At 58.5% G+C, this 24,423-nt stretch carries 21 protein-coding genes; 6 read left to right on the top strand and 15 right to left on the bottom strand.

Translation table 11 applies throughout. The annotated features are described in order from the left end of the window. Positions 1-197 precede the first annotated feature (197 nt). Complete coding sequence (purL, locus tag FHS09_RS01370) at positions 198-4,067, top strand: phosphoribosylformylglycinamidine synthase (protein WP_183455885.1); 3,870 nt, start codon at positions 198-200, stop codon at positions 4,065-4,067. Positions 4,068-4,459: 392 nt separating this feature from the next. Further along, complete coding sequence (locus tag FHS09_RS01375; RefSeq protein ID WP_183455887.1) at positions 4,460-4,783, top strand: TfoX/Sxy family protein; 324 nt, start codon at positions 4,460-4,462, stop codon at positions 4,781-4,783. Positions 4,784-4,816: 33 nt separating this feature from the next. On the opposite strand, the gene FHS09_RS01380 is transcribed toward FHS09_RS01375, so the two are convergent. The 7 genes from FHS09_RS01380 to FHS09_RS01405 form a co-directional block, all read right to left on the bottom strand. Further along, the gene (locus tag FHS09_RS01380) at positions 4,817-5,734 is read right to left on the bottom strand and encodes an MFS transporter (protein WP_246394315.1); all 918 of its coding nucleotides are present in this window, start codon (positions 5,732-5,734) and stop codon (positions 4,817-4,819) included. Further along, positions 5,619-6,155, bottom strand: a complete 537-nt coding sequence (locus tag FHS09_RS22645; protein WP_246394200.1) for an MFS transporter — start codon at positions 6,153-6,155, stop codon at positions 5,619-5,621. Before FHS09_RS22645 ends, FHS09_RS01380 begins: the two co-directional genes overlap by 116 nt. A 127-nt stretch (positions 6,156-6,282) precedes the next feature. After that, positions 6,283-7,854 (bottom strand): PQQ-dependent sugar dehydrogenase, encoded by a 1,572-nt coding sequence (locus FHS09_RS01385; RefSeq protein WP_183455891.1) that lies wholly within the window; start codon positions 7,852-7,854, stop codon positions 6,283-6,285. Between the two features lie 78 nt (positions 7,855-7,932). After that, on the bottom strand, positions 7,933-10,194 hold the full coding sequence (locus FHS09_RS01390; protein ID WP_183455893.1) for a xanthine dehydrogenase family protein molybdopterin-binding subunit: 2,262 nt from the start codon (positions 10,192-10,194) through the stop codon (positions 7,933-7,935). Then, complete coding sequence (locus FHS09_RS01395; protein ID WP_183455895.1) at positions 10,187-10,687, bottom strand: (2Fe-2S)-binding protein; 501 nt, start codon at positions 10,685-10,687, stop codon at positions 10,187-10,189. The genes FHS09_RS01390 and FHS09_RS01395 overlap by 8 nt, the downstream gene beginning before the upstream one ends. Before the next feature lie 150 nt (positions 10,688-10,837). After that, the gene (locus FHS09_RS01400) at positions 10,838-11,422 is read right to left on the bottom strand and encodes a nucleotidyltransferase family protein (protein WP_183455898.1); all 585 of its coding nucleotides are present in this window, start codon (positions 11,420-11,422) and stop codon (positions 10,838-10,840) included. A 2-nt stretch (positions 11,423-11,424) separates the two neighbouring features. Next, the gene (locus FHS09_RS01405) at positions 11,425-12,468 is read right to left on the bottom strand and encodes an XdhC family protein (protein WP_183455900.1); all 1,044 of its coding nucleotides are present in this window, start codon (positions 12,466-12,468) and stop codon (positions 11,425-11,427) included. Positions 12,469-13,074: 606 nt separating this feature from the next. Here FHS09_RS01405 and FHS09_RS01410 point away from each other — a divergent pair. The 4 genes from FHS09_RS01410 to FHS09_RS01425 all read left to right on the top strand — a co-directional run bounded on the left by FHS09_RS01410 (position 13,075) and on the right by FHS09_RS01425 (position 16,696). Beyond that, positions 13,075-13,416 (top strand): helix-turn-helix domain-containing protein, encoded by a 342-nt coding sequence (locus FHS09_RS01410; protein ID WP_183455902.1) that lies wholly within the window; start codon positions 13,075-13,077, stop codon positions 13,414-13,416. 4 nt (positions 13,417-13,420) lie between these two features. Beyond that, positions 13,421-14,719: a type II toxin-antitoxin system HipA family toxin gene (locus tag FHS09_RS01415; protein WP_183455904.1), complete on the top strand. Its 1,299-nt coding sequence runs from the start codon at positions 13,421-13,423 to the stop codon at positions 14,717-14,719. Between the two features lie 239 nt (positions 14,720-14,958). Then, positions 14,959-15,837: an aldo/keto reductase gene (locus FHS09_RS01420; protein ID WP_183455906.1), complete on the top strand. Its 879-nt coding sequence runs from the start codon at positions 14,959-14,961 to the stop codon at positions 15,835-15,837. A gap of 100 nt (positions 15,838-15,937) precedes the next feature. Continuing rightward, positions 15,938-16,696: a carbonic anhydrase family protein gene (locus FHS09_RS01425; RefSeq protein WP_183455908.1), complete on the top strand. Its 759-nt coding sequence runs from the start codon at positions 15,938-15,940 to the stop codon at positions 16,694-16,696. A 63-nt stretch (positions 16,697-16,759) separates the two neighbouring features. On the opposite strand, the gene FHS09_RS01430 is transcribed toward FHS09_RS01425, so the two are convergent. The 8 genes from FHS09_RS01430 to FHS09_RS01465 form a co-directional block, all read right to left on the bottom strand. Further along, complete coding sequence (locus FHS09_RS01430) at positions 16,760-17,341, bottom strand: SLATT domain-containing protein (RefSeq protein ID WP_183455910.1); 582 nt, start codon at positions 17,339-17,341, stop codon at positions 16,760-16,762. Positions 17,342-17,651: 310 nt separating this feature from the next. Continuing rightward, positions 17,652-18,305 carry a signal peptidase I gene (gene lepB, locus FHS09_RS01435; protein ID WP_183455913.1) on the bottom strand — a complete coding sequence of 218 codons (654 nt, stop codon included), beginning with the start codon at positions 18,303-18,305 and terminating at the stop codon, positions 17,652-17,654. 357 nt (positions 18,306-18,662) lie between these two features. Further along, positions 18,663-19,829, bottom strand: a complete 1,167-nt coding sequence (locus FHS09_RS01440; protein ID WP_183455915.1) for a DUF4785 domain-containing protein — start codon at positions 19,827-19,829, stop codon at positions 18,663-18,665. A gap of 9 nt (positions 19,830-19,838) precedes the next feature. Then, complete coding sequence (locus FHS09_RS01445; protein ID WP_183455917.1) at positions 19,839-20,705, bottom strand: hypothetical protein; 867 nt, start codon at positions 20,703-20,705, stop codon at positions 19,839-19,841. Positions 20,706-21,395: 690 nt separating this feature from the next. Next, complete coding sequence (locus tag FHS09_RS01450) at positions 21,396-22,478, bottom strand: SGNH/GDSL hydrolase family protein (protein WP_183455919.1); 1,083 nt, start codon at positions 22,476-22,478, stop codon at positions 21,396-21,398. A gap of 120 nt (positions 22,479-22,598) precedes the next feature. Beyond that, positions 22,599-23,138, bottom strand: a complete 540-nt coding sequence (gene lepB / locus FHS09_RS01455; RefSeq protein ID WP_183455921.1) for a signal peptidase I — start codon at positions 23,136-23,138, stop codon at positions 22,599-22,601. A 30-nt stretch (positions 23,139-23,168) separates the two neighbouring features. Beyond that, positions 23,169-23,936, bottom strand: coding sequence for an SIMPL domain-containing protein (locus FHS09_RS01460; RefSeq protein ID WP_183455923.1), 768 nt, complete (start codon positions 23,934-23,936; stop codon positions 23,169-23,171). 43 nt (positions 23,937-23,979) lie between these two features. Then, a complete protein-coding gene (locus tag FHS09_RS01465; protein WP_183455925.1) occupies positions 23,980-24,192 on the bottom strand; it encodes a hypothetical protein in 213 nt (70 codons plus the stop codon). Between the last annotated feature and the right edge of the window lie 231 nt (positions 24,193-24,423).

Below are 24,423 nucleotides of genomic sequence, written 5' to 3' on the forward strand. Positions count from 1 at the left end.
CCAACTTGCGGCAATGCTGTAATTGTAGTAAAGGGCTTCGCCGGCAGAAGTTTGTGGTATCGAGCGCCAATCCGGATGGATGGTTGTCTGTCTTCTGCGCTCCGACTTCTGTAAAATTGCGCCCTCTCCAATCCCCGGGGCGCTGTGCAATCTTCTGCCGCGGCTTCCCCAATTCAGACAAGAGGCAAACTCCCGCGATGCTAGTTCTGCGTGGTGCTCCCGCACTGTCGAAATTCCGCCATCAAAAACTGCTCAACCAACTGCGCGCCCTGCAACCGGCGATCGGTGAGGTTTACGCTGAGTTCGTCCACTTCGCCGACAGCAAAAAGCTGAGCGGGGAGGAGCAGGCGCTGCTGGAGCGGCTGCTGCAGTACGGCCCCACCGAGGAAAAGCACAAGCCCGAGGGCGAACTGCTTTTAGTGGTACCGCGCCCGGGCACCATCTCGCCCTGGTCCTCCAAGGCCACTGATATTGCCCACAATGCGGGCCTCACGCAGATCCACCGCCTGGAGCGTGGTATCGCCTACTACATTAGCGGCGTCGAATTAACAGAAGCTGAACGGGCCGAGTTGGCCGTGCTGCTGCACGACCGCATGGTGGAGACGGTGCTGACGGATTTCGACGCGGCCGGGCAGCTGTTCCACGAGGAAAAGCCGCGCCAGCTGACCAGTGTCAACCTGCTCGACGGCGGCCGGGAAGGGTTGGAAGACGCCAACGTGACCCTGGGCCTGGCGCTGGCGGAGGATGAGATCGACTACCTGCTCACCAGCTTCCAGGAGCTGGAGCGCAACCCCACCGACGTGGAGCTGATGATGTTCGCCCAGGCGAACTCCGAGCATTGCCGCCACAAGATATTCAACGCCACCTGGACCATCGACGGCGAGGACCAGGAGCGCTCGCTGTTCAGTATGATCAAGAATACCTACCAGAAGGGCGGCGACAATGTGCTGTCCGCCTACGGGGACAACGCCGCGGTGGTGGTGGGCAGCGAGGCGGGCCGCTTCTACCCGGACCCGGAAACCCGCGAGTACGGTTTCAGCCGGGAGCCGATCCATCTGCTGATGAAGGTGGAGACCCACAATCACCCGACCGCGATCGCGCCTTTCCCCGGCGCGGGTACCGGTGCCGGCGGCGAGATCCGCGACGAGGGCGCCGTGGGCCGCGGTTCCAAGCCCAAGGTGGGCCTGACCGGATTCACCGTCTCCAACCTGCAGATTCCCGGCTACGAGCAGCCTTGGGAGTACGATTACGGCAAGCCCGGGCGTATCGTCACCGCGCTGGACATCATGATCGAGGGCCCCATCGGTGGCGCCGCTTTCAACAACGAGTTCGGCCGCCCGAACATCTGCGGCTACTTCCGTACCTTCGAAGAGGATTTTGGTGACGAGCGCCGCGGCTACCACAAGCCGATCATGATTGCCGGCGGCTACGGCAATATCCGCGAAGAGCATATCGAGAAACCGGAGTTCGAGCCCGGGGCCAAGCTGGTGGTGCTCGGCGGCCCGGCGATGCTGATCGGCCTCGGCGGCGGCGCCGCCTCCAGTATGGCCAGTGGCACCAGCTCCGAGGACCTGGATTTCGCCTCGGTGCAGCGCCAGAACCCGGAAATCGAGCGACGCTGCCAGGAGGTGATCGACCAGTGCTGGCAGTTGGGGGACAAAAACCCCATCGCCTTTATCCACGATGTGGGCGCCGGCGGCCTGTCCAACGCCTTCCCGGAACTGGTGAAAGACGGCGGCACCGGCGGCAACTTTGAAATCAGAAACGTGCCCTGCGACGAGCCGGGCATGAGCCCGCTGGAGATCTGGTGTAACGAATCCCAGGAGCGCTACGTGCTGGCGGTGATGCCTGAGAGCCTTCCGCGCTTCGAGAAGATCTGCGAGCGGGAGCGCTGCCCCTTCGCGGTGGTGGGAGAGGCCACGGAAGAAAAGCACCTGCGGCTGAATGATAAGGAATTTGACGCCAAACCGGTGGACCTGCCCATGTCAGTGCTGTTCGGCAAGCCGCCGCGTATGCACCGTACCGCGGACAAGCGCGCGGTGGAGACCACTGAGTTTGCGACCAAAGACATCGACCTGAACGAGGCCGTCGAGCGGGTGCTGCGCCTGCCGGCGGTGGCCAGCAAGAGCTTCCTGATCACCATCGGCGACCGCACCGTAACCGGCATGGTTTCCCGCGACCAAATGGTGGGCCCCTGGCAGGTACCGGTGGCGGACTGCGCGGTGACCACCGTGGCCTACGACAGCTACGCCGGCGAGGCCATGGCCATGGGCGAGCGCACCCCGGTGGCGCTGCTGGATGCGCCGGCCTCCGGCCGCCTGGCGGTGGGCGAGGCGATCACCAATATCGCCTGTACCCCGATCGGGCAGCTGTCCGATATCAAACTGTCGGCCAACTGGATGTGTGCCGCCGGCCACCCGGGCGAAGAGGAAAAGCTCTACCGCACCGTGGAGGCGGTCGGTATGGAACTCTGCCCGAAATTGGGCATTACCATTCCGGTGGGCAAGGACTCCATGTCCATGCGTACCGCTTGGAACGACGGCGGCGAGGACAAGGCGGTCACCGCGCCTCTGTCCCTGATCATCTCCGCCTTCGCGCCGGTTACCGACGTGCGCAGAACCGCCACGCCGCAGCTGCGCCGTACCAGGAAAGGGGAAAGCGAACTCATTCTGGTGGACCTGGGCGCCGGCAAAAACCGCCTCGGCGGCTCCAGCCTGGCACAGGTGTACAACCAACTGGGCAGTGAGCCCGCGGACCTGGACGACGCCAGGCTGCTCAAGGGCTTTTTCGAAGTGGTGCAGGAGGCTCTGCGGGAAGACCAGATTATCGCTTACCACGACCGCTCCGATGGCGGCCTCTTCGTCGCCCTGGCGGAGATGATGTTCGCCGGCCGCGTGGGTATGGATGTGGAACTCTACGAATTGGGCGAGGACCCGATCGCCGCGCTGTTCAGCGAGGAGCTGGGCGCGGTACTGCAGGTGCCCGCCTGCGACGCGGAGATGCTGGTGCAGCGCTTCGGTTCTGTCGGTGTACCCGCGCACCAGATCGGCTTTCTGAACGACAACGAGCACCTGTGCATCACCCGCGAAGGTGTGCAGATCTTCGGCCGCTCCCGCGCTGAGCTGCAGCAGATCTGGTCCGAGACCAGCTACCGCATCCAGGCGCTGCGCGACAACGCCGATTGCGCGGCGCAGGAATTCGCCGCCATTGCCAAGGAAGATCCGGGCCTGTCGGTGAACCTGACCTACGACCTCAACGAGGACGTCAGCGCCCCTTACATCAGCAAGGGCGCCCGGCCCAAGGTGGCGATACTGCGGGAGCAGGGGGTCAACAGCCAGGTGGAGATGGCCCACGCCTTCCACCGCGCCGGCTTCGCCGCGGTGGACGTGCATATGAGCGATATCCTCGCCGGCCGCGTGGCCCTGGACGACTTCAAGGGGCTGGTGGGCTGCGGAGGCTTCTCCTACGGCGACGTGCTCGGCGCCGGCGAGGGCTGGGCCAAGACCATCCTGTTCAACCCCCGCGCGCGGGACCAGTTCCAGGCGTTCTTCGAACGCGGAGACACCTTCAGCCTGGGGGTGTGCAACGGTTGCCAGATGTTCTCGGTAATCAAGGAGCTGATTCCCGGCGCCGATCACTGGCCGCGGTTTGTGCGCAACCTGTCCGAACAGTACGAGGCGCGCTTCGCGCTGGTGGGCATCGAGGAGACACCCTCGATGCTGTTCAAGGGTATGGCCGGCTCTTACATGCCGGTGGCGGTTGCCCACGGGGAAGGCCGGGTGGAATTTGCCGATCGGGAGGCGTTGGAAACCTGCGAGGAGTCCGGCACCATCGCCATGCGCTACCTGAACAATAATCGCGAGATTACCGAAACCTATCCGGCCAATCCCAACGGTTCGGTCAACGGCATCACCTCGCTGTGCTCCGAAGACGGCCGCGTCACCATCATGATGCCGCACCCGGAGCGGGTCGCCCGCGCGGTCAGCAACAGCTGGCACCCGGACGATTGGGAAGAGGATTCCGGCTGGATGCGCCTGTTCCGCAATGCGCGGGTTTTTGTGGACTAAATCGAACCTTCCAGGAGCGGCCCCGGGACCGCGGAGCTCCAGCTCCGCAATGGGCCGCAATGAGCCAAACCCGATCGCGGCCAGCGGCGGATGGCCGCCCCGCCGCTCCTACAAAAGCATCTGCGTCGCTGTAGGAGCGGCCGCTGGCCGCGATCGGGCTTGCCAAATTTAACCGTCGAAGACTGCACCGCTCTACCCAACCGGCAATTCCCATATTTCCTGCTACACTTAAAAAGTTATTCAAAATAATTTTTTGCGTATGGTGCAGGTTTTACTACCTATTTCTAGCCTATCCAACCGTTTCCCATCGGCTGCAGTGACAGCATTGAAGCGCTGCATGTATCCATTCCCGGTCATTTCGTATCCAACAAGAACCAGTCAAGGAGATTGCGATGGCTTACAACAAAACCCTGGCAGAAAAAGTGCGCGAACTGTTGCAGAGAAACGACGGCCTCACGGAAAAGCAGATGTTCGGCGGCCTGGCGTTTATGTTGAACGGCAATATGGCCTGCGGCGTAGTGGGTGAGGAACTGATGGTGCGCGTGGGTCCGGACAACTACCAGGATGCCCTGGAGCAGCGCTACACCAGGCCGATGGACTTCACCGGCCGGCCGCTTAAAGGCATGGTATATGTGGAAGAGGATGCGATTGCCGCGGCCCTGGACGAATGGGTCAATCGCGGGGTGGAGTTTGCCGGTTCTCTGCCGCCGAAATAATTTTCGGGAGGAGGAAAATTTGTCCCGGCCGGGCTATTCGACCTGCAACCTGTAGGCGAGGACTCCGCCCAGCAACATCGGCACTGCAAAGAGATAGAAATTCCCCGCCATACTGACCCCGGAGGCGATGGTCACCCCGGCAACCGCCGGTCCGATCACCGCGCCAAACCGCCCCAGGCCGACCGCCCAGCCGACGCCGGTACTGCGTATCCCTGTGGGGTAGACCTTGGCCGCCACGGCATAGAGCCCGCAAAAACCGCCCTGTTGCATCAGCCCGATCAAAAAGATCAATACCAGCAGCAGGCTTTCGTCCCTGGGCGCCAAGGCAAAAATGATCATGCCTGTGGCGGCGGAGACTAGAAAGAAGCTCACCAGGCCGGTCAGTTTCCAGCGAGTGGCCAAACTCCCCAGTAAAAAAATTCCCAGTACGCCGCCCATGTTGAACAGGGAAAAAGCGTAGTTGCCGGTCTGTTCCGGCAGGCCGGCGTTGACCACCAGTTTGGGAATCCAACTCATCAGAAAATAGAGAGTGCAAAAGCACACAAAAAAGGTGAGCCAGAGGTTCAGAGTCGTGCGGCGATTGACGGGATTCAACAGTGCCAGCATATTGGCAAAGACACCGCTGCTCCCGTCGCAGTGTTCGGCATTTATCCGGGGAAGTTTCTTGAGAGGTTCGCGCCCGAGTCGAAGCAGGATTTTATTTATCTGTACCAGCGCCCCATGCGGGCGCTTTTCAAGCAGGAACTGCAGGGATTCCGGGATCAGCCAGTAAACGAACAGTGCCATCGCCAGGGTAATGGTACCGCCGAGCACAAAGAGACTTCGCCATCCGTACTCAGGCAGCAGCTGGCCGGCTACCAGTCCGGTGGCCATGGCACCCAGTGGATAGCCGGCGGTTACCGCGGCCACCGACAGGGCCCGGAATTTTACCGAACTGTACTCGGAGGCCAGAGCGGCCTGGCTCGCCAGCATGGCTCCCGGCGCCCAGCCCGCTGAGGAAACGCAGCCCTATCAGCTGCCACAGGTTGTCGGCATAGCCGGTCAGCAATACGCTGATACCGATCGCCGCCATACTGGCGATCATCACCTTACGGCGCCCGATCACGTCGGAAACCGACGCCAGGAACATGGCTCCCAGCATCATCCCCGCCAGGGCAAAACTGAATAGCAGCCCCAGCTTGTCCTCCCTTAGCGACATCTCCCCGCCGATCGCGTTTACCGCCACGGCCATGGCGGTGATATCGAAACCGTCGAGCATATTGCAGAGCAGGCAGAGGGCGATAACGGTCAACTGCTGGGCGCTGATGGAACCCCTGTCGATAATATTCGCTACCAGTGTGGCACCGGTGTTGCGGGGCGATAGAACTTCCATATTCACCTCTTGTCCGGAGGGGGCGGGAGTGATTCCATTATCCCGACAGCTTATTCCTCTTTTCCAGTGGAGACTTGTGTAAATTGGACAGCAACGGGGGGTTGGACCGTTATTTTTCAACAACCGGCTACAGCGCCTGCAGGATGGTTCCTATCTCGCTCTCCGCCAGCCGCCCCGTGGGCGGCATAAATCCGGAGGGGGCCGTGAGCCGGTGTTCGAGCAGGGTCCTGCCGTCCTCCTCCCGCAGCCAGCCGTTCTGCCGGTTCAGCAGCTCGCCGGGATTGCCGCTCAGCTCCGTGTGGCAACCGGAGCAGTGCTCCAGCAGCAGGCGCCTGGTGCCGCCTTCAAAACGGATACCGTCGATATCCGCGGTTTGGTATTTCCGCCCGTGCTCCCGATAGGCCTCACCGTTGGAAAGGCGCAGCAGCGCCTTGTTTTTGTCGTCGACGATGAGCAGGGAGCCGTCCTTCAGCTGCAGCAGACCCACCGGCGCGCCTTCCGGTCTCAGTCCCTGGACCGGGTTCCAGTGGCTGACAATCTCCCTGTGCTGCGCGTCTCCCGCGGAGCCCCCTTTTGGGGAAAAGATATGCCGGGTGAAATCCCGGGCCGGCGGAATAGGGTCGCGGTTGAAAACAGGATTTTTATCCAAAATTGGGAGACCCTCCGCGGTGGTCGGATAGCTGACCAGCCGGTGGCCGATAACCCGGTATCCATGCCAGCTCATCAGCAGGCTGCCCTTGGGAATGGGTAGTCGATCGCCGCTGTAATAGAGCATGTCCAGCGGCGCCACGTGGGGCGGCATCAGGCTGTAGGGCTCGATATAGTCGGCCTGCGAGCAGCCGTCGGGAATAAAGCCGGTATCCAGTTTGCGGTTGAAGCAATAGGGCCAGCCGTAGAAGCCGCCCTCGCGAATAATATTGATTTCCTCGTACGGCTCCTCGGCATCTTTCCGGTCGGTGCTGTTTTCCGCCTGTAAAATGGTGCCGCTCGAGTGCACCACCAGCGCCATGGAATTGCGCAGCCCGCTGGCGTAGAGCTCGAAATTGCCGTCCCAGCGCTGCTCTTCGCTCAGGTAGTGGTAGCGCCTGAGACCGACGGAATCGATTTCATTGCACTGTGGGCGGTCTCTGGTGAGTCCGCAATCGTCGCTTTTCGAGCCGGCATTTACCAGCAGATCGTTGTCGGGCAGGAATACGAAGCTGGTCAGGGGATGCAGGTGCTTACCGGGTGCAAACGGCAGTCCTTCGATCACCGTTTCCTGCGCAGTTATCTGGTCTCCCGCAATTCGAAAACGCACGATCCTGTCGGCCTCGCCCAGGTAGAAATAACCTCCCGGGCCGGATTTGATGTCGTGGGGCAGGTTCAGGCCGGTGGCGAGCCTGCTGGCTTTGCGCAGGTTGCGGTAGCGGTTGTCTTCAAATTCCAGCAGCCACAGAATCCCCTTGCCGGCACCCCAGCCGCCCATATCCGTAACCAGAATCCGGTTGCCGTCTGGAATTTCGAGAGCCTTACGGGGTTTGATAAAGGCGGCGCCGCTTTCCGCGCTGACCATAAGGCCCAGGCAGGTGCCGGGCGCGGTGCCGATTGGAAGTTTGGGCAGGCCGTCGCAGGTTTCGGGCAAAGGTTGGTAGTTGGCGGTACTGGCAGTTGCGCAGAGGCCGAACAGCAGGCCGATAATCCATTTACTGGATAAATCCATAAAGCTGAAAACTCACAGACAACGGGAGGCGCCGACCCGGCAATAGACAGCGCCGGGTCGATCATTGAGTGCGGCAAGTTAACCGATCTTCAGGTGTTTGTTAATCGGCAGCTCGCTAATCCGTTGCCCGCTTGCGGCAAAAATCGCGTTGGTAATGCTCGGGGCCACCGGCGGCACGCCCGGTTCGCCGACGCCCGCGGGAGGCTCTTCGGAGGCGATCAGCTCGACCGATAGCGGCGGGCACTGGTGCATACGGAGCAGCGGGTAGTCGTGGAAGTTGCTGTTCACCACCGCGCCGTTCTGCATTTTTATCTCGCCCATCAACGCCAGGCTCATGCCGAAAATCATCGCCCCTTCCATCTGCGAGCGCACCCGGTCCGGGTTGACCACCAGGCCCACATCGGCGGCGCAGTGCATTTCCAGGATCTTGAGCTGGCCGTCGCGCACCTGCACTTTGCTGGCGATGCCCACATAGGACAGGAAACTGCGGTGCACGGCGATGCCCCAGCCTTCACCGGCGTTTTTTTCGTGATCCCCGCGCATATTCAGATCCGCTTTCGCCGCCACGCGCCGCAATACCTGTTTCAGGCGCGCGGTATCCACGGGAAACTTTTTCAGGTCCTCGCCGTAGTTGTCGTACTTGTAGTCCCCCTGGCTGGGGTTGATATGCCGGTCCGAGCCTATAAGTTCCAGCAGGAATTCGTCCGGGCGCCGGCCGACTGAATAGGCCAGTTCATCGGCGAAGCTGCACACGCCGAAGGCATTCTGGATATTGGAGACGGACCTCAACCAGCCGATACGGGTGTGGTAATCGGCGCGCTGGGTCTCGGTCCTGCGGTTGGGAATGGCGAAGGGCATATCGGCTAGGCCCAGACGCAGTTCCGAATTGGAGGGGCGGTCGACGCCGGCCTGGAAAGTGCCGCTGATGGAGGGGAAGGCGGTGCGCTGCAGCCAGCTTTCTACCTTGCCATCGCCGTTGAAGCCGGCTTGGAAGTGCGCCGCGCTGGCCGCGTGGTAGTAGTCGTGGCGCATATCGTCCTCGCGGCTCCACACCACTTTTACCGGCCGCTGTATTTTTCTCGCCAGCAATGCTGCCTCGACGACAAAATCCGGCTTGGACTTGCGCCCGAAGGCGCCACCGAGCAGGGTAACGTTGACTTTTACCTGCTCCGGCTTCAATCCCAGTGCACTGGCCACGTTCTGCTGCACCGACTGCGGGTCCTGCACGCAGGCCCAGACTTCGCAAGCGCCTTCGCTGACCTGTGCAGTGGCGGCAAGCGGTTCCATGGCGGCGTGGGCCAAGTAGGGCACGGTATAGGTGGCGCTGTGGCTGCGGCTGGCACCCGCCAGCGCGGTGTCCACGTCGCCGTGATTGATGATGGTCTTGCCCGGTTCCTGTACCGCCTGTTTCAGTTCTTTCAGGTAGGCGTCGCTGTCGTGCTGGCTGTGGCCGGTTTCGCTCCAGGTAATATCCAGCAGTTTGCGTCCTTTTTGTGCCGTCCAGGTATTGTACGCCAGCACCGCCACGCCGCTCAGCGGCTTGAACAGCGGTGGCTCGGCGCCGCCATCCAGCTGCTCGACCGCCACCACCCCTTTGACCTTGCGCGCGGCGCTGTCGTCGAGCTTTATTATTTTCCCGCCCAGTACCGGTGCGCGCTCGATACTGGCGATCAGCATATCGTCCACTGCCACATCCTGGCCGAACTGCGCCCGGCCCACCACCATATCCGGGGTATCGACAGTGTTCACCGGTTTGCCGATATATTTGAACTGGCCGCTGTCCTTCAAGCGGAGATCTTTTTCTTCCGGCACCGGCTGTCCGGCGGCGGCCTCGGCCAGTTCGCCGAAACTCAGGCGTCGACCGCTGGGGGTGTGGACGATGAAGTGATTTTCCGCCCGGCACTCGCCGGCGGGCACCTCCCATCGCTGTGCCGCGGCCCTTTCCAGCATGGTGCGGGCGCTGGCACCCATGCGGCGCATGGTGTCGTAGAAGCGGCGTACGCTGCGCGAGCCGTCGGTATTCTGGTCGCCGTAGCGCTTGTCGCCCAGCCCCTGGACCACGTTGACTTTTTGCCAGTCCGCTTCCAGTTCGTCGGCGACTATCTGCGACAGGCCGGTGCGGATACCCTGGCCCATTTCCGAGCGGTGGCAGACAACCGATACGGTATCGTCGCTGTCGATACTGACGAACAAGTTCAGCTCGCTGTTTTTCTCCAGCCCCGCGGCCCAAGCGGGTTGCCAGCCGGGCAGGTTGGCGCCGAGCACCAGGCCGCCGGCGCTGAGCCCGGTGAGTTTGAGAAACTGGCGCCGGTGGATATTTTTTACTGTGGTGTCAGGCATCAGCGTTCCCCTCCTTGGCGGCGGCTCTTTTTATTTTGGCCGCGGCTTTCATTTTGGCCGCGGCGCTGATCGCGGACTTGATACGCGGATAGGTGCCGCAGCGACAGAGGTTGCCGGTCATGGCCTGGTCTATCTGTTTGTCGTCGGGGTTGGGGGTCTGTTGCAGCAGCGCGGCGGCGGACATCAGCTGGCCGCTCTGGCAGTAGCCGCACTGGGGCACGTTGTGTTCGATCCAGGCCAGTTGCAGCGGGTGGTCTCCGTATATGGAAAGCCCCTCGACGGTAGTGATCTGTTTGCCCTCGGCGAAGCTGACCGGGGTCAGGCAGGCGCGCACCGGCTGGCCGTCCAGGTGTATGGTGCAGGCGCCGCAGAAGCCGCCACCGCAACCGAACTTGGTGCCGGTGAGCTTGAGCTCGTCCCTGAGTACCCAGAGCAGTGGCATATCCTCTTCCACTTCAACCTTATGGGCAGAGCCGTTGACTGTTATTTGCATGGGCTTTCTCCGTAGTGTGGCCTGGATATTGTACCGATGGTCGCGCCCTCGCTTGATCTCTGCACGCTCAGTGCATTTTTGCGGCTAATACGTGCAATGAGCACGTATGTACGCCGCAAAAATGCACTGAGCGCACAGATCCCGGCGCGATCATCGCGACCCTCGGCACAATCTCCAGGCCTTCCAATCCTGTTGTGTGTCGATGTCGATGGCGCCGTTGGGTACCGGCACTTGGGTGATAGCGTACTGTTCCGAGCGCAGCAGGTCGCGCGCGCCGCGGTCGCTGTTCAACTTCGCCAGCTGCGGAAAATACTCCCTGGGAAAAACGGCCGGCACGCCCCTGCGATCGGCGTAGAAACTGCAAACGATGGCTTTATATTCTGTCCAGCACTCCAGCAGGCGCCGGATATCCGTGCTGTCGATCGCCACCTGGTCCGCCAGTAAAACCAGGGCTGCATCACAGCTCGCCGGCAGTTGCCGAATAGCGAAGGCGAGCGAAGCGCCCATGCCCGACTGCCAGTCGCGGTTTTCGCGCAGGTCCAGCTGCGGGTGGGCATCGACAAGTTGCCGGTGCCAGGCGCCGGTCACAATCAGCGGCGCCGAGAGACCCAGCGGCGCCAGTGTATCGACACAGTGTTGCAACAGTGTCTTGCCCCGGTGTTCCAATAGCAGCTTGCAGTGGCCGAAGCGGCTCGAGGCACCGGCGGCGAGAATAATCGGCTGGGGTCTTGCCATGGCTACGCCGGCGCGTCTGTTTTTATGGTTAATTTGGGGCCGGGGCTCAGCGTACGCCCATCGGCGCCGTGCAACACCGCGTGCACCTCCGCGCAGGTTGCCAGTGCGATACTCTCCGGCAGTTCGCCGCCCAGGTTCAGGCCGATGGGGGCGCGCAACGGCACGGGCAGCGATGCGTTCAGCTGCTCCAGGGTCAGCCCGGCCAACTGCAGTACCCTGTCCCGGCGGCTAATTGGGCCTAGCAGGCCCAGGTATTTCAGCGGTTGCAAATACATTGCCCGCAGAGCCGCCGCATCCAGTTCGAGATTGTGATTCATCACGACGGCGGCATCGACCTGTTGTAAGTCCAGTTGAGTGGATAGCTCGTCGGGATGACAGTGGTAACTGTTGCACCCGGGAAAATAGGCCGTTCGGCCATTGGCGGGGCGGGGATCGCACAGGCTCACCTGCCAGCCCTGGGTGAGAAACAGCTGTGCCATCGGGCGCGCGTCTGTGCCGGCTCCCATCAGCAGTATGTGCGGCAAGGGAGCGACCGGAGTCTGCAGCCAGTCGCCGTCGTCGAGGTGGAGCAATTCCGCTCTGGATGTGAAATTGATTGCCCATGAAAAAGAAATTTGCGCCACAGTTTCACCGGCTGTGGGAATTTTTTGCCGGTAGTGGCAGGGCTGGCGCCGGAGCAGGTGACTGTGCAATTGCTCAAGCTGCAGATACTGGTTTTCCGCGAACAGCGGCTGCAACAGAATATGCACTGTGCCGCCGCAGCCGATACCCAGTTGAAAAGACAGGTCGTCTTCGTCGCTGCCGTCGTAGCAGAGTGTTTTCGATAGGCCGGACCCGAGCACCCGCTGTGCGTGCCGCTGGATATCCGCTTCCAGGCAGCCGCCGCTGAGCAGGCCGTAGTGCCTGCCCAGGTCGTCGAACAGCATCATGGCGCCGGCCTTGCGGTAGCAAGGGCCGGAAGTTTTGTAGACGGTGCCCAGCACCCATTTGCGGGTAGTTTTGTGGGGATGCCAGAGTTCGAGCAGTGTTTGGAGCTGGTTCGCCATACGGCTCGCTCTGTGGTTTTTATTTGGTGCGGGCAAAATAGTATCGCAACAGGATAGGTGCTGCATGGCCGGCGGGGCGTTGCGCTGGAAAAATGCGATGGGGTGCCGGGTGCTTTGCGGAATGTGCCAGTAGTATCGGCTGTAGTGTGACAAGAGGCTGGTGTGAATGGCACTAAGTTAAGCCGTGAGCTTGATGCGAAGGGCCTGATGCCGGGAGGGGCTTTGCGGGGCTGTGACTCGGGCCATTCATGGCTCGGAGCGCCGAACCGCTCGCCCTTCGGGTGCCTTCGGCATCCAAAACGACAGTCCTGCCGTTTTGTTTGCGAGAGGGGCCTCGCGGACAAGCCTATAGGGACGTACTCACAGCGTGTCCCGTAAAGAACCCCCGGCAGCGGGCCCCGTCCCTGATGTCTCTACTGCCTTCCCGCGCTCTGTTTGAAGGAAGGGGGCTATGTAGGCGGAGGTTTAAGTTTTTAATGGTTGAAAAAGCATCTATAGATAAAGATAAACCTTTTTTATAGTTGAATTTGCAGCTATTTATTTAATAGTCCTAAAAGCAACTTTTATGCTAAGATTCTGGTATCAGTAGATGCTTTTAAGTCTTTTATGAGTTTTCACGGCAAATCCGACCGCCAAATCCTGCAAACCCTGGGCGAGCGCCTGCGTGGGCACCGCCTGCGGCGGGATATCACCCAGGAGCAGCTGGCGGAGCGGGCCGGCCTCTCCGTATCCACCATCAAGGGGCTGGAGTCCGGTCGCGGGCGGCTGGACAGCCTGGTGGCGGTGCTGCGGGAACTCGGGCAGTTGGACGGGCTGGAGTCCTTCCTGCCGGACCCCGGTATCAGCCCGCTGCAACTGGCGGAGCGGCGGGGCAGGCCGAGACAGCGCGCCAGCGGTACTTCCCAGGTCGCACCGCGCGGTAAAAAGAAACCTGAATCGGATTGGTAAACCCATGGTAGAGCGTATCGAAACGGCAACCGTCAAACTTTGGGGCGACCGGGCGGGCGCAGTTTCCTGGCACCCGAACGGCTACGGCGTATTTGAGTACGACCCGGAGTTCGTGCAACGCGGGCTGGACCTGTCCCCTGTAGTGATGTCCATTTACAGCGGCAGCCGGCTGTTTTCCTTTCCCGGCCTGAGCAGGGAGACCTATCGCGGGCTGCCGGGCTTGCTGGCGGACTCCCTGCCGGACAAATTCGGCAACGCGATCATCGACGCTTGGCTGGCGCGGCAGGGCCGCACGCCGGGGGATTTCAGCCCCATCGAGCGGCTCTGCTACACCGGCCACCGCGGTATGGGAGCGCTGGAATTCGAGCCGGCGGTGGACGGCCGCTTTCGCGAGTCGGCGCCGGTGGAGATCGCCGAGCTGGTGAAGCTGGCCCAGTCCGTCACCCACCGGCAGGAGCACCTGGCCTCGCGCCTGGGCGCGGACGACAGCGGGAATGCCGGCGCCCTGGCGGATATCCTGCGCGTGGGCACCAGTGCCGGCGGCGCCCGGGCCAAGGCGGTGATCGCGATGAACGCCGCCGGCGATGTGCGTTCGGGGCAGGTGCCGGCACCGGCGGGCTACGACTACTGGCTGCTGAAATTCGACGGCGTGGACGATATCGAGCTGGGCGAATCCCAGGGTTTCGGCCGCATCGAATACGCCTACTATCAAATGGCTCAGGCCGCCGGGGTTGGGATGATGGAATCCCGCCTGCTGGAGGAAAACGGCCGCGCCCACTTTATGACCCGGCGCTTTGACCGTGTGGATGGGGACAAGCTGCATATGCTCTCCCTGTGCGGTATCGCCCACCTGGACTTCAATCAGGCCGGCGCCCATTCCTACGAGCAGGCCTTTGCGGTCATGCGTGAACTGGGCCTGCCCAAGAGTGAAGCCATCCAGCAGTACCGGCGCCTGGTATTCAACGTGCTGGCGCGCAACCAGGACGACCACACCAAAAATATTGCTTTCCTGATGGACCGCGGAGGCGAGTGGTCCCTGTCCCCGGCCTTCGACCTCACCTACGCGCATAACCCCGGCGGCCGCTGGACCAACCAGCACCAGATGAGCATCAACGGCAAGCGCGATCAGTTCACCCTGGAGGATCTGGTTGCAGTGGCTGAGTCCATCAGTATCAAGAAACCGCGGGACATTATTGAGGAAGTCGCCGCCGCGGTGGCGCGTTGGCCGGAATTTGCCGAAAGAGCTGGGGTGAAGGAAAGTTTTGTCCGACAAATTGCCGAAAACCACCGTCAGCTACTGTAATCCCCGGGAGCGCGGAACTGTTTATTGGCGTTGAAGGCTCCAGTTATTGGGCTGAAGGCTCCAGCTCCGCCCGCGGGCCACAGGCTCGCATGTTCCTCTCTCCGATCCCATGGCGTCTATCGGCTCGGATGCCTACCGCTGTCCCCGGCGCTGCCCTACACTGACTTTCACAATTACCTTTGACGACGGCGCCGACTCTGGCGCCAGGCTCCATGCAGATCCGTAAAACGGGATTCGATATGACCACAATAACGCTGAACAATGGTGTCGAAATTCCACAATTGGGTTTCGGCACCGCCGCCATCGACGAATGGCAGGAGGACAACAGCTACGTCACCGACACCATCCTCAAGGCGATGTCCATCGGCTATCGACACTTTGATACCGCCGCCGTCTACGGCAACGAGCGCGCCCTCGGCCGGGCCATCAGGGATTCCGGACTTCCGCGCCAGGAGCTGTTTATTACCAGCAAGGTGTGGGACACGGAGCAGGGCCGCGGTACGGCGGCCGCCTTCGAGCGCAGCCTGGAGCGGCTGCAGCTGGATTACCTGGACCTGTACCTGATCCACTGGCCGGTGCCGCCCTATACCCGGGAAACCTGGGAGGCGATGGAGGAACTGTACGACGAGAAGAAAGTGCGGGCACTCGGCCTGTCGAATTTCCGCAAGTCCGATATCGAGCAGATCGCCACTTTCGCCCGCGTCAGGCCCACCTGTAACCAGATAGAGCTGCACCCCTATCTCACCCAGCGGGAAATGGTGGACTACTGCCAGTTCCACAAGCTCGCCGTTGTCTGCTGGTCCCCGCTGGGCTCCGGCAGCTGGAGCGGCGTGCCGGCCACGGAAAAACCCATCGTGGACCCGGTGATTATCCAAATGGCACAGAAGCACGGCGTGACCGCGGGGCAGATTATTCTCAAGTGGAATATCCAACAGCACCGCATCGCAATCCCAAAAGCGGAAAGCCTGGATCACATCCGGAAAAATTTTCTCCTCTACGACTTCGAGCTGAGCGAAGAGGAAATTAAGGCGATCGACAGTCTCAACCGCTACCACCGCTTCGGCGCCGATCCGGATGTCGCCCACGAGATCAACAAAAAAGTACCGGTACCAGACTGACCCCCGGGACCGCGGAGATCCAGCTCCGCATACCCTTCGTGAACCGAACCCAAATATCCGGACTAGACTTGGTTTGCCATATGATCTTTGGAGGCAGACTATGCACAACAAAACCGATTGGGCAGGGAGCGGCGATTGGTCCCGGATCAGCCGCAGAGGCTTGCTAAAGGGCACCTTTGGCGCGGGCGCACTGGGACTGGCGGTCGGCGGGCTGGCTTCCTTTCCCGGGATCACCTATGCCGCGGCACTGACCAAGGAAGAACGCGACAGGATGACGCCGGACCAAGTGCTGGAACTCCTGATGAAGGGCAACAAGCGGTTTCGCGAAGGAAAAATGCTCCAGCACGACTACCTGGCCCAGAAAAGGGCAAGCGCTGCCGGGCAGTATCCGGCGGCGGCCATCCTGAGTTGTATGGACTCGCGGACTCCGGCGGAAATTATCCTGGACGCGGGACTGGGGGAAACCTTCAACGCCCGCATCGCGGGCAATATTTGCACCGACGATATTGTCGGCAGCCTGGAATTCGGCTGCGCCCTGGCGGGGGCAAAGCTGATCCTAGTCATGGGTCACACCGCCTGCGGCGCGATTCGGGGCGCGATCGACAATGTGGAACTCGGACATCTCACCGGCCTACTGGAAGTCATCAAGCCCGCCGTAGAATCTACCAGATATGACGGCGAGCGCAGTGGTAAAAATGCCGGATTCGTAGATGCGGTGGCGGCCACCAATGCCCGGCTCGCCGTGGATGAAATCCGGCGCAAAAGCCGGCTGTTAGCGGATCTGGAAAAAGAGGGCAAGATAAAAATAGTCGGTAGTATGTATCACCTGACCGGGGGCAGAATCGAGCTTGTTACCTGAGGGCCGTCCGGATTGGCCCGGAGTAAATCTTCACAACGCAGTCGCCTGTAACTTTTCGTGGAATCAGGTCAGGGCGTTTGCCACAGGTTCAGCCCTCAGTTCCTCGGGTTTTTGACGTATCTGCTGTACCAGCGACGGTTCGAGTTGGGCCTTTTTCTGCTGTACCTGCAATGCGCGGCGATAGACCTGGTCGGCGACGATATATTCCTCGGCGCGCTGATTGATATTGCTATATCGCTCGTTTAGCTCCTCGATCTTGCGCGATAGATGGTTCAGATCGAGGATGCCGTCGAAGTAGAGGGCGATCAGTCGCTCGCACTCGCGGGCGATGGCCAGATACTCGTTGCCCATCTCGCGGTGACCTTCGTAGTTCTTCTTGAAATTGAAAAACGTCTGCACACCGCCGAGCAGGGCGGTGATCAGTGCCAGCCCGGCGCCGGTCCACTTGGTCCAGTCCGGCAGCTCGGCGTTGATCAACGAAAAAAACAGCGAGCCCAGGAACAGGTTGATCACCACAATCGGCACACCGCAAAGCACATGCATATTGCGCCCCCTCATGGAGGCGCGAAAGTGGCTGTGTTTGCACAGGTGGGCGTTCCAGCGGAGTTTTTCCAGGACTTCTACGGTGTTGGGGATATTAGCCATGAACGGACCGTTCCTTGTGGATATCATGTTGTCGGGAGCTGCGTTGTGCCTGTTGGCGATGGGATTCTCAGGGTGCCGGCATTGAAGGTCAAATAGAATCACCGATCCATTGTCACGCGGTGGTTATATTTTCGGCGGTGAGAGAGGTTTTGCCCTTCCCCTGGGAGGGGCTGGCAGAAGCTGTCGAATGGTGCCGGAGGCTGAATTGGCCGGGGCAACCAGGAGAGAGACCCGTTGCAGTCGCAGTGGTAAGCGGGGTGGCTATCGGCGTTTCTTCAACGGTCTCTCGCCTGAGTGTTTAGTCCGTCATTTACAGCAATTGCTGGAGAAAACGATCCCGCCTCGGGAGATAGTGGTTATCGTAATCGAGGGATAGCACTACCTTGTGGGCCCGTCCGACTATCTCTTTTCTGGGGACAAGGCCGATTACACGGGAGTCGGCACTGTTGTCGCGATTGTCGCCCAGGGCGAGGTAATAGTCTTGCGGAACACGGACCGGGGAAAAGCTGGACATTGCCGAGCCGCGCTTGTGCAACCGCACCAAGTGCTCCACACCGAGCAGGTCTTCGCGAACCTCCCGGAAGAGGGGGGACTCGCTGGCGAGCGTATATGACAGGGGTTGGCCATTGATGATCAGCCTGTTGTTGCGCAGCTCCACCGCATCCCCGGGAATACCCACAACCCGCTTTACGAGCCGATTGCCGCTGGCTTCGGAATCGAATACCACGATATCGCCGTGTTCCGGCTCACCGAGCCGCGCCAGCGAGATATGGGTGAAGGGAACTCGGATATCGTAGGCCATTTTATCGACAAGGATATAATCGCCTTCCAGTATGGTGGGCTTCATGGAACCGGTGGGTACATGGTTCCAGTCGGCGCAGGCACTGCGAAAAAGCAACATCAGTGTCAGGAATAGCAGGATAGAGCGATTCTCCCTGAGTACCCGTGCAAGGCCCTGTCTCATGGTTAACTCCTTTTCAGTCAGATAGTTCGATAATGATGGAGTTAGGCAGAAAAAAGTTGAATGAGTTCATGAACTGCGCAGTTATGCCGCCGGTGGTCACGGTGTCGAATGCGATCGTCTAGGCAATGGGAATAGGCATATGCTGGCTATTGCTGATTTAGATCCGCCTGGGAGTCGAGAAGCACTTTTGTCGGTAGGGCACGACAGTCGGAGTTTCGAGAATCCCAGCCTCTTCTCTCTAGAGAGAGGCTGGACTTCAGATTTGACTGCAGTGGCGGCCCTCTTGCCGTGAGTCATATACAGCGGGGCCAGACATAATCGGTTCCCTCTATTGCTGCCTGATCCTTCCAAATCTGGCTACTTTAATTCCCAATTGCCCTGCAGATATTCAAGTACCGCCATGCGGCCCTGGTCCAGCAACTGAATATCTTGTACACGATAGGGGCCACCCAGACCAGAGGATACCAGTGTGCTGTCATCCATCGGTATCTTCATCTCCCGCTGCCCTGGCTCGAACCATTCGGCCTGATAGCTCAGCAGCGTGGGTTTGTACTCACCATTGGGGGCAATGCCATATACCAACGCCCGGGTTTCATAGCGCCCGGGTTGTTGCACGTCCAGTGACAATCTCAAACCTTGAGCATCGCTGTAGACAGAGGAAACTTCAGCGGTTTCTTCGAAGATATTCGCTGAGACCACTGCCACGCGTTCGACAGGCTCGTTGTTTGCATTGCGTATAGTAGAGCGTACCTCGACTTGCCATAGCTCGCCGGGCACGGATGGAGCGTCAACCTTTATTGGCCAGTGTACCCTGTACCGGTTGTTTTCCATCCGGCCACTCACCGTGTAGCGTTCTCCGTCGGGTGCCACCAAAGTGGATGAGATGAACTCAATCTTGGCCTTGGACTTTGGGCTGGGTTGGGCGTCCAGAAGCAGATTCTCGGAGCGGGAGTAACGGGTTTTCGGCGTTCGCACTTCCAGTTCTATATCGCTGTTTTTGTCCAGGACGTAGACGATATAGTCTGTATCATCTTTGGCGTTTCCGTTGGCCTCCAGCCTGAACTTTCCCCGCCCCATATCCTTTGGCACCCGCATGGCATGAGCACGGCTGTAAAACTTTGGGAAATTCTCTCTCAGACCCTGGGATTTTCGATGCAGAGCGATGCTGTCATCGTCAACCCGCCGCCGCTGTACGCCGTTGGACAGGGTCATTCCCCGAGGGACTTCCCGGTTGACAATACGCTTTCCATTTCTGACGCTGTCGAGCGGAGTGATCTGAATAACTGCCTGATCCGCATCTATGGTCAGGTCTACACCGCTATTCAGTTCTGCGCCACTGATTTTGCGAAAAAATACCCGACTTTTTTGTATGGCACCGACATCAGCAAGGCGCTGTGCAATGCTGCTGTCCACATGTTGTGAGAAGCTAATCTTCTCCCGCTTATTGTTGGCCAGATCCTGAGCAAAGACCGAGGAGGTGAATACGAGTGCTAAGGTCACCAAATTTATGATTAATGATTTCATTGTGTCACCTCAAATGTCGTTTCTTAGGATAACATCGAGATTAAAGCACTTGCGCCGGCTCTGGTTGTGGCTGAGGGGTTCGCCATCCCGGGTTTTGTCATGGTCGTAGAACCACAGGTTGCCAGCGGCATTCTGTGACGAGCAGTTGATAAAACCATCAGAGCAGCTGCTCAGCCATTCCTGGGTTACTTCCAGGCCGAGATTTTCAGTGTACCCCCCGCAGTAGCTGTCGGAGTCCCAGACCGCGGTTTCCACATCCGTGCCTACAATATTCCAGAAACCCACCGGAAGTGACGGACGCCCGGAAGTTCCCAGCAACCAGTTTTCATTGTAATAATCCATCCAACTGGTTTGCTGCATACGCACGGCATCGTTCTGGTAGCCGAGTAACCATCCGACCGATGATTCAAATACATTGCCCGCCATCACGGCATCCGCCAGAGGCGTACCCGCACTGGAGGCCGCTATACCATTCACCCAGCGGGTATTTTCGATGATGGTGGGGTAGCGGCTGTCCCAGGTGGGGTTGGATAGTATCCAGCGCATCACATTGCCGCCATTTGAATGGGTGGTAACCACCAGGTCATCAATATTCATGGAAGTGATAAAGTCGTAAAGCTGCGTCGCCAGACACCCCGCAGCGGCGTCGTCCCACATATACTCTTCAAAATTACAATTGACGATCAGGAGATTTCCGCCGCTGGGTAAGCCCTGGCGGATGGACTCCACCATTTCATAGGTCCAGTAGTCGTTATAGGCGTCTGATTGATGGCCGGTACCGTGTACCAGAGCAATGCCTGTGGCGGCCTGGGAAGCTGCCGGTATGGCAAGCATCAGGACCAGCGACACCAGTAGGGAGGTTGTTCGTATTTGCATGACTGTTTCACCTGCTTTCTCTCTATTGGGGTTAGGTAAACAATAGGATTTTGCCCGGTGAGTGAAAGGGGATTAATACTTTAGTATTATTTTTATTCTGAATGATTAAGACTAATTAAGATTATGCATTCAGTACCCGGGTACTACATAAATGCAAAAACGTGTGCCGTATTGTAAAAATTAACTCCACCGGAAACTTATCGAACTCGAAAAATAAATGGGATCCGGTGTTGGTCTTGATATCAGCTGAATACTATTTTTTCAAGTTAAACTTCAATGCGGTTACCGAAAATCGGTAAATTCGTATTTTGTCATTTCCCTTGGCATCTGAATTAACCAATAGCAAGTATATTGTTGTTGAAAGAACAAGATCGGAGTGGGTTTTTAACGCAGAATTCAACCAGCAAGATACCTGTCAGAATCCCACTCTGACTCAAATTGTTAACCGATAGCGGAAAGGATATCCCGGAAGGAAAATTGATATTTTGACTGGGCGGTCGAGTGGCCTGGCTATTCCAGGTTTGGGTCGTGCCGGAAACGCAATTGCCGGCAGAATCGCAATCGGAGTGGAGATCATTATGCGAGGTAGGCTGACGGCGTCATTGAATGCTCTGCAGGATCGGCCGGATTCCCCGGCCGTTTCCTGCTTTTGCTGGCGCTTTCGCCAACATCAGTTCTCTTCGGGGGCCGCTACCAATCCATCTTTTGTTTGATAAAGGCGGTGAGTTTCTCCCCGTTGTCGATATGCTGGGCCACACGGGGGTGCTGGCCGTAGCCGGTGTAATCGAAGAAGAGGGTGTCCAGCTTCTTGTCGTTGAATTCCGTCTGCATGCGCTTGACCGCCGCGCGGATATAGTTGGGCCACTTGTCGTTGGCGGTGGCATCCATACTGCCCAGGGCGGAGATAATCTGTGCGTCGGGGTACTCTGCGCGGATACTGCGTACAAAATCCACGTAGGCCTGGATGCGCTCCTTATCGGAAGGGATGGGCTCCAGGCGCTTCTCCCGGTCGATCAGCCAGCTGTCGTTCTGGAACAGGTTGATCACCACCACATCCGGTGTCCAACGGCTGAAATTCCACTGGGTTTCATTGTCGCCCACCGCGCTCAGCTGGTCGTAGTACTGGGGCATGATAAAGGGGAACCAGCTCACCATAATGCCAATACCGCTCTTACAGATGGTATGCAGTTCCGCATCCAGTTTACGAGCGGCGACGGAACCATAGGCCCAGTAGTTGTTCTTCTCCGAGGCCAGATCGTCGCGGCCGTTGTCCGCACCCTCGTTGCCCATACCGCAGGTGATGGAATCGCCATAGATTTCCATCCGCCGCTTCGGTCGCGTTGGGGGCGACAGCAGCTTGCCGTTGTCATCCAGGAGGAGGCCTTTGAAAGCGGTGGCTCCTTCCTCACCTTCGGTGCGCTTGTAGATTTCCAGCGTGTGTTTGCCGGGCGCCAGGGCGCGGGAGATCTCGTAGCTGTGTTCGCCCTGCTTGGCCTCCAGTACATAGGGGTGGAGGGTATTGCCGTCGACGATCACGTTGTAGTAGTTCCGGCCCTTCTGGTCATCGAGCACCAGGCCCAGGCTGGTGCCGGTAAAGTTGGCCTTGATACTGGTGCCCGGCCAGGAGAGCTGGGGGGCTTTCTTGTCGGTGAAGTCTATGCGGCCGGTGTAGAGCAGGGCTGGGGCATCTGCTTCTATTTTGGCGGCCGCGAGGAGCTCCCCGGATAACAAGGTTAGCCAGAGGGATGACGTCAAGAGAAACAATTTCTTCATTGGCTTTATATACTGGTTTAGGATGTAATCCGTGTTTTGGTCTAGTGTCCGCACTGAGACCCCAATGTCAAGCTTTATCTCTTGATTCTACGCGCCTTGTCAAAGTTAAATATCTTTTCTTTAATCTTTATCGCTAGAGTCCCAAATATAAGATACTTTGCCAATCAGATTATTCTGGCTAACAGTGCCAAACATACGCGAGTCTCGGCTGTTGCAACGGTTATCACCGACTATGAAAAGCGCCTCGTCGGGAACTGTCGTTTCGGGGAAATCTCGGATATAGCAGACTCCTTCCGGTTTTAAAATATAGTTCTCTTCTTGTCGTTGGCCATTAACTATGGCAATAGAATCCTGGACCGATATATTATCTCCAGGTCTCGCCATCACTCTGCCTATAAAAGGAACATTCAATTGCGGTGGCTTGTAGACTACTATATCCCCGATTTCTGGCATTGTATTGGCGTAGGCGAAGGTTTTGACCAGGATATAATCCCCAGGATTCAACGTCGGCATCATCGATGCGGATGGAATATGGTAGTACATAATACCCCATATCCTTGCGCGTGGATCCAGGGTGGCAGTGCCGAATGGGTTAATGAGGTACACAGTCAGAGCTATAACCCCTGTTGCCCCAATAAGGAAAATTGGTAATTTTTTCATTTCATTCTGGTTAGTATTTGTCGTTATCAGTTATTGAATTTTGAAATCAATCGAGAGTTCGGCCTCATACTGGATTTCATCAAAAGACGGCGCTTGATATGAGGGCTCCAGGGATTGAGAAACATAGCCATCCCGCTCCTTTCGGGACCCGGCTACAACTACTTCTTCCAGAACCATGGCGCCGCGGGTCGCCTGGAAATCCATCTTTGCATTGCGGATGCCGATAGGAGTGAGTTTGACGCCCAATGTCTGCTCGTAGTTCGCCTTTTGCTCCATGATTCGTTGCAGGGCAATGGACTTCACTTTTTTGTTATACATCTCTTTATTGGAGTGCTCGAAGGTTGTATCCGACAATATCACCTCCTGGTTCTCGTCCGCCAGCCGGGCTATTGCCTCCAACTGAGATTCCTCGTCGATGGTAACCGCTATCCGGTTAATCACCTTGTAGCTGCTCGGGGTCTTCCCGAACCATCCATACTGGGGTGAAGAGGAGAACTTTGAATTTTGGATGGCGTCCCGCGGTATGCCAGCAGAGTTGAGCGCACTTCTTAGCCTATCCCGCAGAAGACTGTTGCTTGCGATTGCATCGGCTAACTGCTTCTCCTCTGTGGTGACGACCAAGCTGACTATTGCCTGATCTGAATAGGCCTTTTCTTCGGCGTGGCCAGAGATGGTTACCACATTATCGGAAGGGTAAAGTAGACCGCGCAGATCTTGTGGTGTGCCCTTGATTTCGGGTACAGCAAAGCAAAAGTTGGACAAAAGAGAAGCGGTAAAGATGAATAGGAATTTTTTCATAAAAATCTTACTTTACTATAAATTTCTAGCAAAAACACGCCTTTCAAAAATCTTCACCTGCTTCGCCCCCAAGAACTTCGGTTCTAAAGCGTTCACGCAAGTAATTTTCATCCAGAGTGCGATACCACAGGTTGGAACTCTGCCCTTTATCCAGGGCGATTTCACCCACTCTACCCGGGTTGTACCGCAGCACCTTTTGTGTTTTGTAGCTGGCGATATCGTCTGTGCAGGCCTCTTCCGGCGAGATGATATCCAACCTCCTTCCCTGAGGGATTCTGCCAGGTCGCCTACAAATAGCGCTGTGATATCCATTTCATGCAGCAGGAGTAGATGCTTCGGGAAGCGTCCGGTGTGGGTTATTGCCACAGGCTCCAATCCTCTGTCATATGGAAAAGTTCTATGCGGTTGTTGGCCACCAATAATGGGTTTCCCCGCAGGGCATGATAAGTCTTTCTTGCTGGGAGCGCTCTCCCTGATGCAGATCCGT

Origin of the sequence: Microbulbifer rhizosphaerae, assembly GCF_014191725.1 — a bacterium.
Lineage (GTDB): Bacteria > Pseudomonadota > Gammaproteobacteria > Pseudomonadales > Cellvibrionaceae > Microbulbifer > Microbulbifer rhizosphaerae.

Bases quoted from the DNA above. Each gene is read 5' to 3' on its own strand.
- purL (WP_183455885.1), top strand. From the start codon at position 198: ATGCTAGTTCTGCGTGGTGCTCCCGCACTGTCGAAATTCCGCCATCAA.
- FHS09_RS01375 (WP_183455887.1), top strand. From the start codon at position 4,460: ATGGCTTACAACAAAACCCTGGCAGAAAAAGTGCGCGAACTGTTGCAG.
- FHS09_RS22645 (WP_246394200.1), bottom strand. From the start codon at position 6,155: ATGGAAGTTCTATCGCCCCGCAACACCGGTGCCACACTGGTAGCGAAT.
- FHS09_RS01385 (WP_183455891.1), bottom strand. From the start codon at position 7,854: ATGGATTTATCCAGTAAATGGATTATCGGCCTGCTGTTCGGCCTCTGC.
- FHS09_RS01390 (WP_183455893.1), bottom strand. From the start codon at position 10,194: ATGCCTGACACCACAGTAAAAAATATCCACCGGCGCCAGTTTCTCAAA.
- FHS09_RS01395 (WP_183455895.1), bottom strand. From the start codon at position 10,687: ATGCAAATAACAGTCAACGGCTCTGCCCATAAGGTTGAAGTGGAAGAG.
- FHS09_RS01400 (WP_183455898.1), bottom strand. From the start codon at position 11,422: ATGGCAAGACCCCAGCCGATTATTCTCGCCGCCGGTGCCTCGAGCCGC.
- FHS09_RS01405 (WP_183455900.1), bottom strand. From the start codon at position 12,468: ATGGCGAACCAGCTCCAAACACTGCTCGAACTCTGGCATCCCCACAAA.
- FHS09_RS01410 (WP_183455902.1), top strand. From the start codon at position 13,075: ATGAGTTTTCACGGCAAATCCGACCGCCAAATCCTGCAAACCCTGGGC.
- FHS09_RS01415 (WP_183455904.1), top strand. From the start codon at position 13,421: ATGGTAGAGCGTATCGAAACGGCAACCGTCAAACTTTGGGGCGACCGG.
- FHS09_RS01420 (WP_183455906.1), top strand. From the start codon at position 14,959: ATGACCACAATAACGCTGAACAATGGTGTCGAAATTCCACAATTGGGT.
- FHS09_RS01425 (WP_183455908.1), top strand. From the start codon at position 15,938: ATGCACAACAAAACCGATTGGGCAGGGAGCGGCGATTGGTCCCGGATC.
- FHS09_RS01430 (WP_183455910.1), bottom strand. From the start codon at position 17,341: ATGGCTAATATCCCCAACACCGTAGAAGTCCTGGAAAAACTCCGCTGG.
- lepB (WP_183455913.1), bottom strand. From the start codon at position 18,305: ATGAGACAGGGCCTTGCACGGGTACTCAGGGAGAATCGCTCTATCCTG.
- FHS09_RS01440 (WP_183455915.1), bottom strand. From the start codon at position 19,829: ATGAAATCATTAATCATAAATTTGGTGACCTTAGCACTCGTATTCACC.
- FHS09_RS01445 (WP_183455917.1), bottom strand. From the start codon at position 20,705: ATGCAAATACGAACAACCTCCCTACTGGTGTCGCTGGTCCTGATGCTT.
- FHS09_RS01450 (WP_183455919.1), bottom strand. From the start codon at position 22,478: ATGAAGAAATTGTTTCTCTTGACGTCATCCCTCTGGCTAACCTTGTTA.
- lepB (WP_183455921.1), bottom strand. From the start codon at position 23,138: ATGAAAAAATTACCAATTTTCCTTATTGGGGCAACAGGGGTTATAGCT.
- FHS09_RS01460 (WP_183455923.1), bottom strand. From the start codon at position 23,936: ATGAAAAAATTCCTATTCATCTTTACCGCTTCTCTTTTGTCCAACTTT.